Genomic DNA, 14,402 nt, shown 5'->3' on the forward strand with positions numbered 1-14,402 from the left:
CTCTTCAGTCTGCCAAGGCCGTTCAATATGTCAAACAAAATGATACCAAATTGTTAACGCATCTGTTTTGGTCTGCTCTGAAGCGGCGATTTAACGGGGCTGTTGAGATGGGCCGTTATGGCTGGGGTAGCAAAATGGTGGATATATTAAACGCGCAGGGATGGCGGGGAGAGGGGAGAAGGCATCAATAGAAGCACGCCTCCCCGAGGGGAGGCGTGTTTCTGGGGTCACAGCAGGTCTTCGATCTCGCCGCGCAGATACTGGTACATCTCGCGGTAGGCGACCGGCGGCTTGTTCAGCTCCCGCTCCTTGTTGGCGGAGCGGATCAGCTGGCGCAGCTTCTGGCGATCCAGCTCGTGGAACTGGGACATCAGCTCGTTGAGGGCGCTGTCACCTTCGGTGATCAGGCGCTCTCGCCACTGCTCCAGCCGATGCAGGCGGGCATTCACGGTGGAGTGACGGTTCTTGATGATGGAGAGCGCTTCGGCAATCGGCTCGATATCGCGGCTGCGCATCAGGCGGCCGATGAACTGCAGATGGCGACGGAAGGACTCATCCTTCTTCGGCTTGAGTTTGCGACCCAGCTCGACAGCTTCTGCAAGCTCTTCATCCAACGGGATTTTTTCCAGCTCGCTGTGGCTGAGGGAGACGATCTCTTCCCCCATTTTCTGCAATGCTTCGGCATCGCGCTTGAGCTGGCTCTTGCTGGGGCCCCAGTCTTCGAACTCGTTGTCGTCTTGATATTGACTCATCGGTCTCTTGATTCCTGTCATTCACGTTTGGCGGATATGTTACCAGCTTCTCCCGCTGGGCGCAGGGGTCTGATATGCTTACCCCCCTTTCCTTCTTTCATACAGATGTGAGTTATGGATCAGCAAGACCAAATCCGCCAGGATCAAGCCCATCTCGAGGCCGTGGTTGCCGAAGCCCTGGAGATAGCCAAAGGACTGGGCGCCTCGCTGGCCGAAGTCTCCATCAGCAAGCAGACCGGGTTGTCGGTGAACACCCGGGGTTGTGAACTGGAAAGCATTGAATTCAATAAAGATGGCGCCCTCGGCATCGCCGTCTATCGCGATGGTTGCAAGGGATCTTCCTCGACCACCGATCTGAGCAAACCCGCCATTCGCGCCGCCGTTGAAGCGGCCATCGAGATTGCCCGCCACACTTCTGCGGATGATTGCGCCGGTCTGGCGGACGCCGAGCTGCTGGCCTGGGATGCCCCCGACCTGCAACTGTGCCACCAAATCGAACTGGATCCCCAGCGCGGCATCGAGCTGGCCATCGAGTGCGAGCGACTCGCTCTGGGCCGCGATGCCCGCATCAAGCACTCCGACGGTGCCGGTTTCTCCAGCCATCTTGGCATCAAGGTCTATGGCAACAGCCACGGCTTCGTCAAAGGTTATGCGGCGTCGCGCAACTCGCTGAGCTGCGTGCTGATCGGCGAGCAGGATGGCGATATGCAGCGTGATTACGGCTACTCCTCCAGCCGTACCCTCGACGGGCTCTGGAGCCCGCAGCGCATCGCCGATGAGGCAGTGGAGCGTACCGTCTCCCGCCTCGGCGCCCGCAAGATCTCTACCCGTCATGCGCCTGTGCTGTTCCACCCTGACACAGCCTCCGGTCTGTGGGGCCATCTGGTGATGGCGATCAGTGGCGGCAACCTCTATCGCAAGTCGAGCTTCCTGCTCGACAAATTGGGCAAGCAGATCCTGCCAGAGTGGCTCACCATTCAGGAGTTCCCCCACCTGCTTGGCGGGCTCGCCAGTACTCCGTTTGATGGGGAAGGGGTGCGTACCCGCGACATGGATATCATCCGTAACGGCGAGCTGATGAGCTGGCTGCTTACCTCCTACTCTGCCCGCAAGCTGGGGTTGACCACCACGGGTCACGCCGGTGGCATCCACAACTGGCAGGTCTCCAATACCGGCCAGGATTTTCAGGGCATGCTGAAAGAGATGGGCACCGGTCTGCTGGTGACCGAGCTGATGGGACAGGGGGTCAATATCGTCAATGGCGATTACTCCCGCGGCGCCGCCGGTTTCTGGGTCGAGAATGGCGAAATAGCCTATCCGGTCGAGGAGATCACCATCGCCGGCAATCTGGCCGAGATGTTCAGCCATATCGTGGCGGTAGGTCGTGACGAGGATGAGCGCTCCAGTCTCAAGACCGGCTCGGTGCTGGTAGAGAATATGAAGCTGGCGGGTCACTGATCGCCGCTGCAGCGAGATCGATATCCATAAAAAGAGGGCCGCAATCGCGGCCCTCTGTCTTATTTGCCTGGCGGATTAACCGGCCTTGACGCTGCGGCGACGCTGCAGCCAGACGATCACCCCGAACAGCAGGAAGCCCGGGATCCACATCCACTCCTTGCGCCAGCGATCGGTGGGCGCCTTGACGGTGAGGATCTCCTGATCGAACTCCAGCCCCATGGTGGCGGCCGGGCTGCCAAAGGCGACGTTGTCGATCAGCGTTTTGCCATCTTGCTCATAGAGGCTCAGCCCCAGATTGGCCAGCCGCTCTTCGCCATTTGCCCCATCCGGTACGGCGACCAGCAGGGTGAACTTGCGTGGCTTGCCCACTGCATCTTCACCGAGGATCCGCAGCCGCAGGGTGCTCTCCGCCTCCACTTCCCCCATGGTTTGGGCCAGCTGGGCAGGCGGGGTCTCGCGATAGGGGTCGTGCACCATGTCCATCCAGAAACCCGGGCGGAACAGGGTAAAGGCGACCAGCAACAGCAGCACGCTCTCGTACCAGCGGCTCTTCACCAGGAACCAGCCCTGAGTGGCGGCGGCGAAGATCAGCATGGCGATGGTCGCCACGATGAAGATCAGCACCCCGTGGGCGAAGTCCACGTCGATCAGCAGCAGATCGGTGTTGAAGATAAACAGGAACGGCAGCGCTGCGGTACGCAGGCTGTAGTAAAACGCCGTGATCCCGGTCTTGATGGGGTCGCCCTTGGAGACAGCCGCTGCCGCGAAGGAGGCCAGTCCCACCGGCGGCGTCACATCCGCCATGATGCCGAAGTAGAATACGAACAGGTGCACTGCGATAAGCGGCACGATCAGCCCGTTTTGCTGCCCCAGCGTCACCACCACTGGTGCCAGCAGGCTGGACACCACGATGTAGTTGGCAGTGGTGGGCAGCCCCATGCCGAGGATCAGGCTCAACAGGGCGGTGAGCAGCAGCATCAGCAGCAGGTTGCCCATGGAGAGGAACTCCACCAGATCCGCCAGCACCAGACCGACCCCGGTCTGGGAGACCGCACCCACGATAATCCCCGCGGTGGCGGTGGCAATGCCGATACCGATCATGTTGCGGGCACCGGCGACCAGCCCTTCCCGCAGATCCACCACGCCGTCAGCGACGGTGCCGTAGTCGTGCTTGCCGTCCTTGCGCAGCCAGTTGAGCAGCGGGCGCTGGGTCAGCAGGATGATCACCAGCATCACGGTCCCCCAGAAGGCCGACAGCCCCGGCGAGAGGCGTTCCACCATCAGGCACCACACCAGTACCACCACCGGCAGCAGGAAGTGCAGGCCGGAGAGCAGCACGGCGCGGGTGTTGGGCAATTCGGTGAGCGGCTTGTCGGGATCTTCGGCAGGCAGCGGTTCATTGCTGGCGGCGATCTTCAACAGGGCCACATAGGTGGCAGCCAGCAGTACCGAGATCCCCGGCAGGGCGTAGTCACCCAGTGCAGGTTTGAGCCAGCCGAGGCCATAGTAGACCGCCAGTGACAGGCCGCTGATGAGGGCCGCGCCAAAGGCAAAACCGGTCAGGCGACGCAGCCAGGGTTTGGGTTGATGGTTGCCGATGGGCTGCATGCCCAGTTTCAGCGCCTCCAGATGGACGATGTAGAGCAGCGCTATGTAGGAGATGGTGGCAGGCAGGAAGGCGTGCTTGATGATCTCCACATAGGGGATGCCCACGTATTCGACCATCAGGAAAGCCGCAGCCCCCATCACGGGTGGCATGATCTGGCCGTTGACCGAGGAGGCTACTTCCACCGCCCCCGCTTTCTCTGAACTGAAGCCCACCTTCTTCATCATCGGGATGGTGAAGGTACCGGTGGTCACCACGTTGGCAATCGACGAGCCGGAAATCAGACCGGTCAGGCCGGAGGCGACCACTGCCGCCTTGGCGGGGCCGCCGCGCAGGTGGCCGAGCAGGCTGAAGGCGAGCTGGATAAAGTAGTGACCGGCACCGGCCCGTTCCAGCAGGGCGCCGAACAGCACGAACAGGAACACGAAGCTGGTGGAGACGCCAAGGGCAATGCCAAACACCCCTTCGGTGGTGATCCACTGGTGGTTGGCCAGCGCGGTGAAACCTACCCCGCGGTGTGCCAGCAGTCCCGGCATCCAGGGGCCCGCCAGACTGTAGATCAGAAAGACGATGGCGATGACCGCCAGTGCCGGCCCCAGGGCGCGGCGCGCCGCTTCCAGCAGCAGCGGAATGCCGATGCAGGCGGTCACCAGATCGGCGGTGGTGAGGGTGCCGGGACGCAGCGCCAGTGCTTCATACATCACGAACAGGTAAGAGGCGGCGCCAGCAGCGATCAGACCGAGGGCGATATCGCCGAGGGGAACCCGATCCCGCGGCGAGGAGCGAAATGCCGGGAACACCAGAAAAGCCAGCAACAGGGCGAAGGTGAGGTGAATGGAGCGGGTTTCGGTGTCATTGAGTACGCCAAACCCCACCATGAAGGGGAGTGGCGAGGCGATCCAGAGCTGGAACAGGGACCAGGCCAGCGCCAGCGCGGTGATGAGCCAGCCCATGATGCCCAGCGGCAGGCGAGCGCCCACATCCTGGGCGATCAGTTCCTCGGTAGAGAGTTGTTTATCTTGCATAGGGTTAACTTGTGCCAACGAGTACAACAAGAGCGACACCCGCCCCCGCAATCAGGCGGCGGACGGGTGTCGAAGAGAGTGACAAAGGCCCCGGGGCCTTCAATCAGATCCAGCCGCGCTCTTTGTAGTAGCGGGCAGCCCCTTCATGCAGCGGTGCAGAGAGACCCACCTTGATCATGTCGGCCTCTTTCAGGTCGGCAAAGGCAGGGTGCAGGCGCTTGAAGCGATCCAGGTTGTCGAACACCGACTTGACCAGCTGATAGACCACTTCCGGATCGGTTTTGGCGCTGGTGGAGAGCACCGCTTTGCCACCGATGGAGGGGGTCGGCTTGTCGCTGCCCTTGTAGATGCCGCCCGGGATCTCGGCCTTGCTGTAGTAGCTCTTCTCGGCCAGCAGCTTGTCGATGTCGGCGCCGGTCACAGGTACCAGTACTGCATCTGTGGTGGTGGAAGCTTCCTGAATGGCGCCGTTCGGGTGACCGACGAAGTAGCTCATGGCGTCGATGTTGTTGTCACCGAGGGCGGAGGCCTGTTCGGCCGGCTTCAGCTCGGAGACCAGACCGAAGTCACCCTTCTTCCAGCCTTTGACCGCCATGATCTCTTCCATGGTGTCACGCTGGCCGGAGCCCGGGTTGCCGATGTTGACGCGCTTGCCTTTCAGGTCGTCGAAGCTGGCGATCTTGGCATCGCGGCGAGCCAGGATGGTGAACACCTCGCTCTGCAGGGAGAAGACGGCGCGCATATCGTCCATGGCCCCTTCGGCCTGGAACGGTGGCAGCCCTTTCATCGCCTTGAACTGGTGGTCGGATTGCATGATGCCGAAGTTGAACTCACCGCTGCGGATGCCGTTGACGTTGGCAACACCACCGCCACTGGCTGGGGCGTTGCACTTGATCTGGTGATCGGCGGCGCCGCGATTGAGGAAGCGGCAGATGGACTGGCCAGCGACATAGTAGACGCCGGTCTGACCGCCGGTGCCTATGGTCACGAAGCGCTCCTGCGCTTGTACCGGACCACCGAATGAAACACCGACCAGAGCCGCCGACAGGGCGCATGCCAAAGTTAATCCTTTCATTTTTTCTCCCTTTTCTTTGATTTTGTTTATCCGATCCCCGGATAAATTGATGGCAATCCCGTTCTGCGCCGGGCTTGCCCGCTCTTCTCGTTGCGCGAAAGCGGGGGAGTTGATTGCCCCCTTTTCCGGCGGTCACCCTCATCCTGTGGTGAGGCTACCGACCTCCTGTCGGTCGAAGATAAATTGGCCCCTGAGGGGCCAAATAAAAAGTTGCAAGCACTCCGATTAAGCACATTCACCCAACATAAATCAAACGAAATGGCAAAATCACGGAGTTTAATCTTGAGAAACATGACCTTGATCATTCATTTTCTAGCCGAAGATTAATTTGATATGAAGGGAAATGGAAGAGGGAAAAACTAGGAGGGGATTCTTATGCGGCCCTTGTGTGACAAGGGCCGGGGTCATAATGGATCAGTTGGCCGGGGTGGCCAGATCCAGGATAAAGGCGTACTCCAGCGCGATATCTTCGTAGGCTTTGAAGCGGCCCGACTTGCCACCGTGGCCGGCGTCAATGTCGGTGTTCAGTAACAACTTGTTATCATCCGTCTTCAGCTCGCGCAGCTTGGCGACCCACTTGGCGGGCTCCCAATACTGCACTTGAGAGTCGTGCAGTCCGGTGGTGACCAGCAGGTTGGGGTAGGCTTGTGCCTTGACCTGATCGTAGGGGCTGTAGCTCTTCATGTAGTCGTAGTAGCGCTTCTGGTTCGGGTTGCCCCACTCGTCATACTCCCCGGTGGTGAGGGGAATGGACTCGTCCAGCATGGTGGTGACCACATCGACGAACGGCACCTGCGCTACCACGCCGCGATAGAGTTCGGGCGCCTGATTGATGACCGCCCCCATCAGCAGGCCACCGGCGCTGCCGCCCATGGCGTAGACCTGATCTTTGGCACCGTAGCCTTGCTCAACCAGCGCCTTGGTGACATCGATGAAGTCATTGAAGGTGTTCTGCTTTTTCAGCAACTTGCCATCTTCGTACCAGTGACGGCCCAGCTCTTCACCACCCCGGATATGGGCGATGGCGTAGACGAAGCCGCGATCCAGCAGGCTCAGGCGCGAGCTGCTGAAGTCGGGATCCATGCTGGCGCCGTAGGAGCCATAGCCATAGACCAGCAGCGGATTCTTGGGCGCATCGGCCTGCTCTTTCTTGAACTTGTCCTTGCGATAGACCAGTGACACCGGCACCGATACGCCGTCGCGGGCGGTCACCCAGAGTCGCTCGCTGGCGTACTGGTCGGCCTTGAAGCCTGCCACCGGTTGCTGCTTGAGCAGGGTGCGCTTGCCGCTCGCCATATCCAGCTCATAGGTAGAAGCGGGGGTGGTCATGGAGGAGTAGCCATAGCGCAGGGCGCTGGTATCCGGCTCCGGGTTGTAGGCGAGCCAGGTGACATAGGCGGGATCGTCGAAGGCGATCTCCTTCTCGTCACCGCTCTGCCAGTTGATCTGGCGCAGTCGGGTCAGCCCCTTGTTGCGCTCTTCCAGTACCAGCCAATCCTTGAACAGGGCGTAGCTCTCCAGCAGCACCTCCGGATTGGGGGCAATCACCGGCTTCCAGCGATCGACCGGGCTCTCTTTGGTCTCGTAGAGGCCGAAGTTCTTGCCGTCCTTGTTGGAGCGCACATAGAAGCGGCCGCGGTAGTGATCCAGGCTGTATTCGTGATCCACCTGGCGGGACAGGAACAGGCGGGGGGCGTGCTCCGGCTGGTTGGCATCGATCAGCCGCGCTTCGCCTGTGGTGGTGCTGGAGAGGGCGATGACGATGAAATCTTCCGAGGTGGTGGCGTAGAGGCTGATGTAGAAGGAGTCATCCTTCTCCTCGTAGACCAGCTTGTCCGTGGCCGGATCCGTCCCGAGCGTATGGCGATAGACCTGATAGGGCAGCAGGGTCTGCGGGTGCTTGCGCACATAGAAGACGGTCTTGTTGTCGTTGGCCCACACCAGATTGCCGGAGGTATTTTCCAGTTTGTCGGTGGCCCACTGGCCGCTCTCCAGATCGAGGAACTGGATCTGGTACTGACGGCGGGAGAGGAAATCTTCCGCCACCGCCAGCCAGCGATTGTTGCGGCTCACCTCAAGGGCGCCGAGGGCATAGAACTCGTGCCCTTCCGCCCGCAGGTTGCTGTCGAGCAGCAGACTCGCCTGCTCTTCACCGAGCTTGGTGCGCGAATAGATCCCGTACTCCTTGCCCGGCTCATAGCGGGTCTGGTAGCGGTAGCCATTCTTCACATAGGGCACCGATTCATCCTGCTGGGGGATGCGGGCGACCATCTCTTTGTAAAGCTGTTCGCGCAGGGGTTGGGTCGGCTTGAGCATGGCCTCGGTATAGGCGTTCTCGGCCTTGAGATAGTCCAACACCTCGGGCTTCTGCCGCTCGTCGTCACGCAGCCAGTAGTAGTTGTCGATGCGGGTATCCCCGTGTTTTTTCAGAGTGCGGGGATGTTTGGCGGCCACGGGCGGCTGGATTGGATGTTCGCTTGTCAGCATGGCGGGCTCTTCATTGGCATAAGTGGGGGGGAGAACTGTCAGAAAGGCTAGCAGCAGAACTCCTCGGGAAAAGGTAAACATGTCGCATCCTTGGCGCTGGAAAGGGTTGGTGGACCTGAGCATCGGCTCCATGAATTGGCGTTAAATCTGCCCCTTGTTGCCGGTGGTTGCAAGCAATCCCTTGTTATTGCAGGAAATGTAATCAAAAAAAGCCGCTATCTCGCGATAGCGGCCCTCTTTCTGGCCATGAGCGGCAAGAGTCCGCTCAGGTGTGCCTCACATGATATGGGAGTGCCCTCTCATGACCAGTTTTCGTCAGCCTGGGTAGCTCGACCAGCGGTTGGTCGCGCCCTCGTTGCTGATACTCAGTACCTCATAGGGATGGCCCGGAATATCCATGCCCGGCGCACTCTGGGGCATGCCCGGAATGGTCAGGCCACGGATCGCCGGTTTTTCCCTGAGCAGCTTCTGCACATCGGCGGCCGGTACATGCCCCTCGATCACATAGCCATTTACGATACCGGTATGGCAAGAAGCCAGCTCCGGCGCGATACCGTATTGCTGCTTCACTGCGCCGAGCTGTTCGGTTTCGATGACCTCCAGTTCGAAGCCATTCTGCTCCATGTGCTCGTTCCAGCTTTGGCAGCAGCCACAATATTTGGATTTGTAGACGGTCATCTTCTCGGCCGCGAGGGCCGAAAAGCTGACGGTACCGGCCAGCATGGCCAGTAACAGGGGTTTGTACATCACTCACCTCAGATTGAAAGAAAAGATGCCCGATACGGGATGCGTTTCAGGTCCGGGTGCGTGGGGGACGTTCGAGCCGCTCGCACGGGGCGTCCGGCATAAAGAGAGAGGGGGAGGCGAAGTCGGGGGTATCCGGTTCCAGTACGGCTACCGTCAGGCTGTCGCTGCCTACCAGCGTCATCGAGAGGGCGGTGGTAAAGCTACCGCAGGGCATCGCTTTTTCCAGGGTACGCTCGCTCTGGCTGCAGTGGGTAGTCAGGGTACAGAGGTCGGTTGCGGCCCGGCTGCCAAACGACATCAACACCAGCACCAGGCTCCATAGGGGGAGCCAGCGACGGGCGTGGGCGAGTTGGCGACGGGTGAGAACCATGGAATGACTCGAAAATAACAAGGGGCACATGGTAACTCTGTGCCCCGGGGGAGGGTCAAGCCCTCCCCATGGTGTCAGTCAGCCAGGATTAAGGTTGCTGACGGGTCGCCGCCAGCACGATCTCGCGCACGCAGACGTTGGCAGGCTGGTTCCAGGCGTAGAGCACGGCATCGGCGATCACTTCCGGCGCAATGACGCCGCCCATCTGATCTTTCCAGTCGTGGTAACCGGCCTTGATGCTCTCGTCAGTGGTGTGGCTGAGCAGCTCGGTCTCGACCGCACCCGGGGCAATGGTCACCATCCGCACGCCGACATCGGCCACCTCTTCCCGGATGTTTTCGGTCAGGGCGTGCACGGCGAACTTGGTGGCGCAGTAGGCAGCATGGTTCGGGAAGGTCTTGCGACCGGCGATGGAGCTGATGTTGATGATGGTGCCGCTGCGGCGCTCCTTCATGCCTGCCAGCACTGCGTGGACGCCGTTCAGCACCCCCATCACGTTGATGTTGAGCATCTGCTGCCATTCGGCGGGATCCTGCACATCTGCCTGACCCAGCAGCATGACGCCGGCGTTGTTGACCATGCAGCCGACCGGGCCAAATTTGGCTTCTGCCTGCTGGATGGCGGCCTTCATGGCTGCGGTGTCGGTTACATCGACCCCGATGCAGAGGGTATCGGGCAGGTTCAGTGCCTGCATCGGCTCGACCCGGCGGGCCAGCAGTAGCAGCGGATGACCGGCGGCAGAGAAGGCTCGGGCGATGGCGGCACCGATCCCGGCGGAGGCACCGGTGATCACGACGAGAGATTTGGACATGGGTCTTTCCTTCTGATTCAAGAGTCGGTTTGAGCAAACAGGTGGCTGGCCAGCACGGAACCCAATCACTATAGTCACTGCATCTATAAGTGATAAATATTGTTTTCCGCTGGTTATCATCTGAAAAAACTATGGTTGGTTTATGCTGGACTTGAGATTGCTGCGTTTCTTCATCGCCATCTATGAAGAGAAGAACATCACGGCGGCGGCCGAGCGTTGCCACGTCAGCCAGCCCTCCCTCTCGGCGGGGCTGCGCCAGCTGGAAGAGGCGCTCGGTGACAGCCTGTTTGTCCGGGGCAAGAAGGGGGTGGTGGCGAAAGATCCGGCCCACTATCTCTATCCTCACGCGGTCAAGCTGGTGGAGGAGGCGCGCCGTCTGCCGGAGCTGTTTCGCCAGAAAGCGACGCGTGCGAGGCTTAATATCGCCATCATGCCGGACTTGAGTCGCCGCCGGGTGGCCGGGCTGTTGCAGCAAGTACAGCGCGTGTTGCCGCAACTGGATCTCACCCTCTCCGACTACACCACACCCGCCGACTGCCGTTTGACGCTGGATGCCTTGCGCCGGGAGGACGAGATCTTCCTGCCGCTGTGGGAGGAGGATTACGTGCTCTGCGTGCCGGTCGACCATCCCCTTGCCAGTCGCGAAAGGATCGAGCTGGCCGAGCTGCAACATTATGATTTTATTGAGTGCCCACCCTGTGAGGCCCATCAGCAGACTATCGGCCTGCTGGCCTGTGACCGCCTTACCCTCAATCTGGTGGCAAAGGCCGAGAGCAAGGGGCTGGTGATGGCGCTGGTGCTGGCGAGGGTCGGCATCAGTTTTCTGCCGGACGGGCTGGTCGAGGATGAGGCGGGGCTCTGTACCCTGCCGGTGAGCGGGCCGCGGATGTTTCGCCGGATCGGGCTCTGCTATCCCGCCCACCAGACCCTCAATCCGGCGCTGCGGGAGCTGATCCCCGAGTTGGCAGGCTATGGCGCTTCCTGATAAGGTCGCTCTCCTGTGCACCTTTACGATGCAGCTCCCCAGACTCCCCTTTTCTGTTTACCTCGCCTTGCACCGCAAGGCTTTGTTCGGGTGATGTGGTCATGAAACGCATTCTGGTTATTTTTTCCCATCCCGCGCTGCAGAGCTCGCGGGCCAACAAGCAGCTGTTGCAGGCGATTGAGGGGCTGGAGGGGGTCACGGTTCACGACCTCTATCAGCACTATCCCGACATGTTTATCGATGTGAAGCGGGAGCAGGCGCTGCTCTGTGAGCACGACATCATCGTCTTCCAGCACCCGTTTTACTGGTACTCCTGCCCGGCCATCATGAAAGAGTGGATGGATCTGGTGCTGGAGTATGGCTATGCCTACGGCCCTGAAGCCCACGCCCTCAAGGGCAAGCAGTGGCTGAGCGCCATCACCACCGGCGGGGCGCCGGAGTCCTACTGCAGCGAGGGTTACAACAGCCGACCGTTGCTCGATTTTCTGCTGCCATTTCAGCAGGCTGCCACCTTGTGCGGCATGAACTGGCTGCCCCCTTTCGTGCTGCACTCCTTTCACAAGATCAAGGATCCCGCCGCTCTGCGCCGCTGTGGGCAGGATTACCGTCAGCTGCTTTGCGCCTTGCGTGACGATCAGCTGACCCCAGAGCAGCTGGCCGGGCGTCCTTATCTGCGCGACTTGCTGGAGGTGCTCTGATGACACATGGGCAGCTTGTTGGCCGAGCTTATGAGCCGGACCAGATGTTCACACGGAGGGCTGACTGATGGGCCACGGGATCCTGTTTGATGCCTTTATCTATCTCTCGGCAGCGGTTATTGCGGTGCCGCTGGCCAAGCGCTGGGGGCTCGGTTCGGTGCTCGGCTACCTGCTGGCGGGGATCATCATAGGCCCCTTTCTGCTGGGGCTGGTGGGGGAGCAGAAGGATGTGATGCACTTCGCCGAGTTTGGCGTGGTGCTGATGCTGTTTCTGGTCGGTCTTGAATTGCGTCCGGCCCTCTTGTGGCAGCTGAAGGGGCCGATCCTCGGCACCGGCGGCCTGCAGGTGCTGCTCACCACGGCGGCACTGACCGGCGTGGCGCACCTGATCGGTTTGCCGCTGCAACAGGGGCTGGCCATCGGCCTGATTCTGGCGCTCTCCTCGACCGCCATCGTGTTGCAGAGCCTGCAGGAACGCAAGCTGATGCAGAGCGAGAGCGGTCGCTCCGCCTTTGCGGTGCTGCTGTTTCAGGATATTGCGGTCATTCCGATCCTGGCGCTGTTGCCACTGCTGGCCATGGCGCCGGTCGCCAGCAATGGTGGCTCCGAGCTGGCGGGGTGGCAGCACGGCCTGCTGGTAGTCGCGGCCATCTCAGGCATAGTGCTGGGTGGCCACTACCTGATGCGGCCGGTGTTTCGTGCCATCGCCCAGTCCCACATGCGGGAGATCTTCGTCGCCGCCGCCCTGCTGCTGGTGATCGCTATCGCCGTGTTGATGGAGTCGGTGGGGCTCTCGCCCGCTCTCGGCTCCTTCCTCGCCGGTGTGGTGCTGGCCGACAGCGAATATCGCCATGAGCTGGAGGCCGACATAGAGCCGTTCAAGGGCTTGCTGCTCGGCCTGTTCTTTATGTCGGTGGGGGCGGGGATCGACTTCGGGCTGTTTGCCGAACACCCTTTTCTCATCCCGACGCTGGTGGTTGGCCTGATGGTGCTCAAATGGCTGGTGCTGATGGCGCTCGGCTTCATCATCCGCATCTCGCCGAGTCAACGCTGGACCTTCGCGCTGGCGCTCGCACAGGGCGGTGAGTTTGCCTTCGTGCTCTTCTCGTTTGCCGCCCAGAACCGGGTGCTGCCCGGTGAGACCATCTCGCTGCTGACGCTGGTGGTAGCGCTCTCCATGGCGCTCACCCCGCTGCTGCTGATCCTCAACGATCGGGTGATCCAGCCCTGGTTCGATTACCGTAACCAGAGCGACGCGCCGCAGCATGAGCAACCTGAGCTGGTGGAGCATCCGGTGATCATCGCGGGCTTCGGCCGCTTCGGCCAGATCGTGGGGCGTCTGCTGCACGGTCACGGCATCGGTACCACCATCCTCGAGCAGGATGCCAGCCAGATAGAGACCCTGCGCAAGTATGGCTATCAGGTCTTCTATGGCGATGCCAGCCGGATCGATCTGCTCCATGCTGCCGGGGCGCACAAGGCGAAGCTGCTGGTGCTCTCCATCAACGATCCGGCTACCTCGCTGGCGGTGATCGAGATGGTGCAGAAGCACTTCCCGCACCTGAAGATCCTGGCGCGAGCGCTAGATCGGCCCCACGCCCACGAGATCCTGCGCCACGGGGTCGAGAGCGTTCACCGGGAAACCCTGGGCTCGGCGGTCGATCTGGGGGTGGAAGCCCTGACCCAGCTCGGTTTTCGTGCCAACCAGGCCTGGCGGGCGGGGCAGACCTTCAAGCAGCACGATAACTGGCTGTTGCGCGAGCAGGTCAACTATCTGGACGACGAGCACACTTATATCAACAAGAGCCTGCAATACCGGGAGATCCTCTCCGATCTGTTGCAAGACGACGAGGAGGGGCAGGAGCGTATCCATGCCCATAACTGGAACAGCGGGTTACCCGACGACGACAAGGAAGCAAAATGATTGCCTATTACCCCATGTTTAAACACCTGCATATGACGCTGGCGCTGGTCAGTCTGCTGCTCTTTATCTATCGCTGGAGTCTGGCGCTGGCCGGCAGCGATCGGTTGCAGCAGAAGTGGCTGAAGATCCTGCCGCATATCAACGACACCTTCCTGCTGCTGTTTGGGGTGTTGCTGGCGGTGGCCTTGCAGTTGAGCCCGGGTCAACAACCCTGGCTGATGGCCAAGCTGATTGCACTGGTGCTCTATATCGGTCTGGGTGTCATGGCGCTCAAGCGCCCGGCCCGCGGTCAGAAGCTGGTGGCCGGTGTGGCGGCACTGGCGGTGTTTGGCTACATGGTCGGTGCGGCCATCACCAAGTCAGCCTGGTCGTGGCTGACGTGATTTGGCTGGGAGGGAGGATTGCCTCCCTCCGGCTATCTCAAAAGAACAGATTCAGAAAAATCCTAAGCCCCTCTATGTTAG

Annotated in this window: 12 protein-coding genes; 5 read left to right on the forward strand and 7 right to left on the reverse strand. The window is 60.8% G+C overall.

The annotated features are described in order from the left end of the window. Positions 1-227: 227 nt before the first annotated feature. Positions 228-752, reverse strand: coding sequence for a ribosome biogenesis factor YjgA (yjgA, locus tag G5221_RS08505; RefSeq protein WP_005336359.1), 525 nt, complete (start codon positions 750-752; stop codon positions 228-230). Positions 753-866: 114 nt separating this feature from the next. On the opposite strand from yjgA, the gene pmbA reads away from it, so the two are divergent. Beyond that, positions 867-2,210 carry a metalloprotease PmbA gene (pmbA, locus tag G5221_RS08510; protein ID WP_040068810.1) on the forward strand — a complete coding sequence of 448 codons (1,344 nt, stop codon included), beginning with the start codon at positions 867-869 and terminating at the stop codon, positions 2,208-2,210. 75 nt (positions 2,211-2,285) lie between these two features. Here the strand turns inward: pmbA and G5221_RS08515 are convergent, their stop codons facing one another. The 6 genes from G5221_RS08515 to G5221_RS08540 form a co-directional block, all read right to left on the reverse strand. Further along, complete coding sequence (locus G5221_RS08515; protein WP_227341536.1) at positions 2,286-4,841, reverse strand: TRAP transporter permease; 2,556 nt, start codon at positions 4,839-4,841, stop codon at positions 2,286-2,288. A 103-nt stretch (positions 4,842-4,944) separates the two neighbouring features. Next, entirely contained in the window at positions 4,945-5,916 is a 972-nt protein-coding gene (locus G5221_RS08520) for a TAXI family TRAP transporter solute-binding subunit (RefSeq protein ID WP_204382487.1), read from the reverse strand. A 414-nt stretch (positions 5,917-6,330) separates the two neighbouring features. Further along, positions 6,331-8,484 (reverse strand): S9 family peptidase, encoded by a 2,154-nt coding sequence (locus G5221_RS08525; RefSeq protein ID WP_421263101.1) that lies wholly within the window; start codon positions 8,482-8,484, stop codon positions 6,331-6,333. Between the two features lie 234 nt (positions 8,485-8,718). After that, positions 8,719-9,150 (reverse strand): DUF411 domain-containing protein, encoded by a 432-nt coding sequence (locus tag G5221_RS08530; protein ID WP_005339953.1) that lies wholly within the window; start codon positions 9,148-9,150, stop codon positions 8,719-8,721. 46 nt (positions 9,151-9,196) lie between these two features. Continuing rightward, complete coding sequence (locus tag G5221_RS08535; protein WP_204420131.1) at positions 9,197-9,520, reverse strand: hypothetical protein; 324 nt, start codon at positions 9,518-9,520, stop codon at positions 9,197-9,199. Between the two features lie 88 nt (positions 9,521-9,608). Further along, the gene (locus G5221_RS08540) at positions 9,609-10,331 is read right to left on the reverse strand and encodes an SDR family oxidoreductase (protein WP_164537855.1); all 723 of its coding nucleotides are present in this window, start codon (positions 10,329-10,331) and stop codon (positions 9,609-9,611) included. 142 nt (positions 10,332-10,473) lie between these two features. Here G5221_RS08540 and G5221_RS08545 point away from each other — a divergent pair, with 142 nt between their 5' ends. From G5221_RS08545 to G5221_RS08560, 4 genes are all read left to right on the forward strand, one after another. Then, complete coding sequence (locus G5221_RS08545; protein ID WP_164537854.1) at positions 10,474-11,316, forward strand: LysR family transcriptional regulator; 843 nt, start codon at positions 10,474-10,476, stop codon at positions 11,314-11,316. 101 nt (positions 11,317-11,417) lie between these two features. Then, a complete protein-coding gene (locus tag G5221_RS08550) occupies positions 11,418-12,014 on the forward strand; it encodes an NAD(P)H-dependent oxidoreductase (RefSeq protein ID WP_005339958.1) in 597 nt (198 codons plus the stop codon). A gap of 67 nt (positions 12,015-12,081) precedes the next feature. Further along, positions 12,082-13,938 (forward strand): monovalent cation:proton antiporter-2 (CPA2) family protein, encoded by a 1,857-nt coding sequence (locus G5221_RS08555; protein WP_005357666.1) that lies wholly within the window; start codon positions 12,082-12,084, stop codon positions 13,936-13,938. Beyond that, positions 13,935-14,321, forward strand: a complete 387-nt coding sequence (locus tag G5221_RS08560) for a SirB2 family protein (RefSeq protein WP_421203295.1) — start codon at positions 13,935-13,937, stop codon at positions 14,319-14,321. Before G5221_RS08555 ends, G5221_RS08560 begins: the two co-directional genes overlap by 4 nt. The last annotated feature ends 81 nt before the right edge of the window (positions 14,322-14,402 follow it).

Origin of the sequence: Aeromonas sp. 602200 (genome assembly GCF_049173895.1) — a bacterium.
Taxonomy (GTDB): Bacteria; Pseudomonadota; Gammaproteobacteria; order Enterobacterales; family Aeromonadaceae; genus Aeromonas; species Aeromonas veronii_A.

Excerpts from the sequence above, each read along its gene's own strand:
- G5221_RS08520 (WP_204382487.1), bottom strand. The coding sequence starts at position 5,916 with ATGAAAGGATTAACTTTGGCATGCGCCCTGTCGGCGGCTCTGGTCGGT.
- yjgA (WP_005336359.1), bottom strand. The coding sequence starts at position 752 with ATGAGTCAATATCAAGACGACAACGAGTTCGAAGACTGGGGCCCCAGC.
- G5221_RS08525 (WP_421263101.1), bottom strand. The coding sequence starts at position 8,484 with ATGTTTACCTTTTCCCGAGGAGTTCTGCTGCTAGCCTTTCTGACAGTT.
- G5221_RS08550 (WP_005339958.1), top strand. The coding sequence starts at position 11,418 with ATGAAACGCATTCTGGTTATTTTTTCCCATCCCGCGCTGCAGAGCTCG.
- G5221_RS08530 (WP_005339953.1), bottom strand. The coding sequence starts at position 9,150 with ATGTACAAACCCCTGTTACTGGCCATGCTGGCCGGTACCGTCAGCTTT.
- G5221_RS08535 (WP_204420131.1), bottom strand. The coding sequence starts at position 9,520 with ATGGTTCTCACCCGTCGCCAACTCGCCCACGCCCGTCGCTGGCTCCCC.
- pmbA (WP_040068810.1), top strand. The coding sequence starts at position 867 with ATGGATCAGCAAGACCAAATCCGCCAGGATCAAGCCCATCTCGAGGCC.
- G5221_RS08540 (WP_164537855.1), bottom strand. The coding sequence starts at position 10,331 with ATGTCCAAATCTCTCGTCGTGATCACCGGTGCCTCCGCCGGGATCGGT.
- G5221_RS08515 (WP_227341536.1), bottom strand. The coding sequence starts at position 4,841 with ATGCAAGATAAACAACTCTCTACCGAGGAACTGATCGCCCAGGATGTG.
- G5221_RS08545 (WP_164537854.1), top strand. The coding sequence starts at position 10,474 with ATGCTGGACTTGAGATTGCTGCGTTTCTTCATCGCCATCTATGAAGAG.
- G5221_RS08555 (WP_005357666.1), top strand. The coding sequence starts at position 12,082 with ATGGGCCACGGGATCCTGTTTGATGCCTTTATCTATCTCTCGGCAGCG.
- G5221_RS08560 (WP_421203295.1), top strand. The coding sequence starts at position 13,935 with ATGATTGCCTATTACCCCATGTTTAAACACCTGCATATGACGCTGGCG.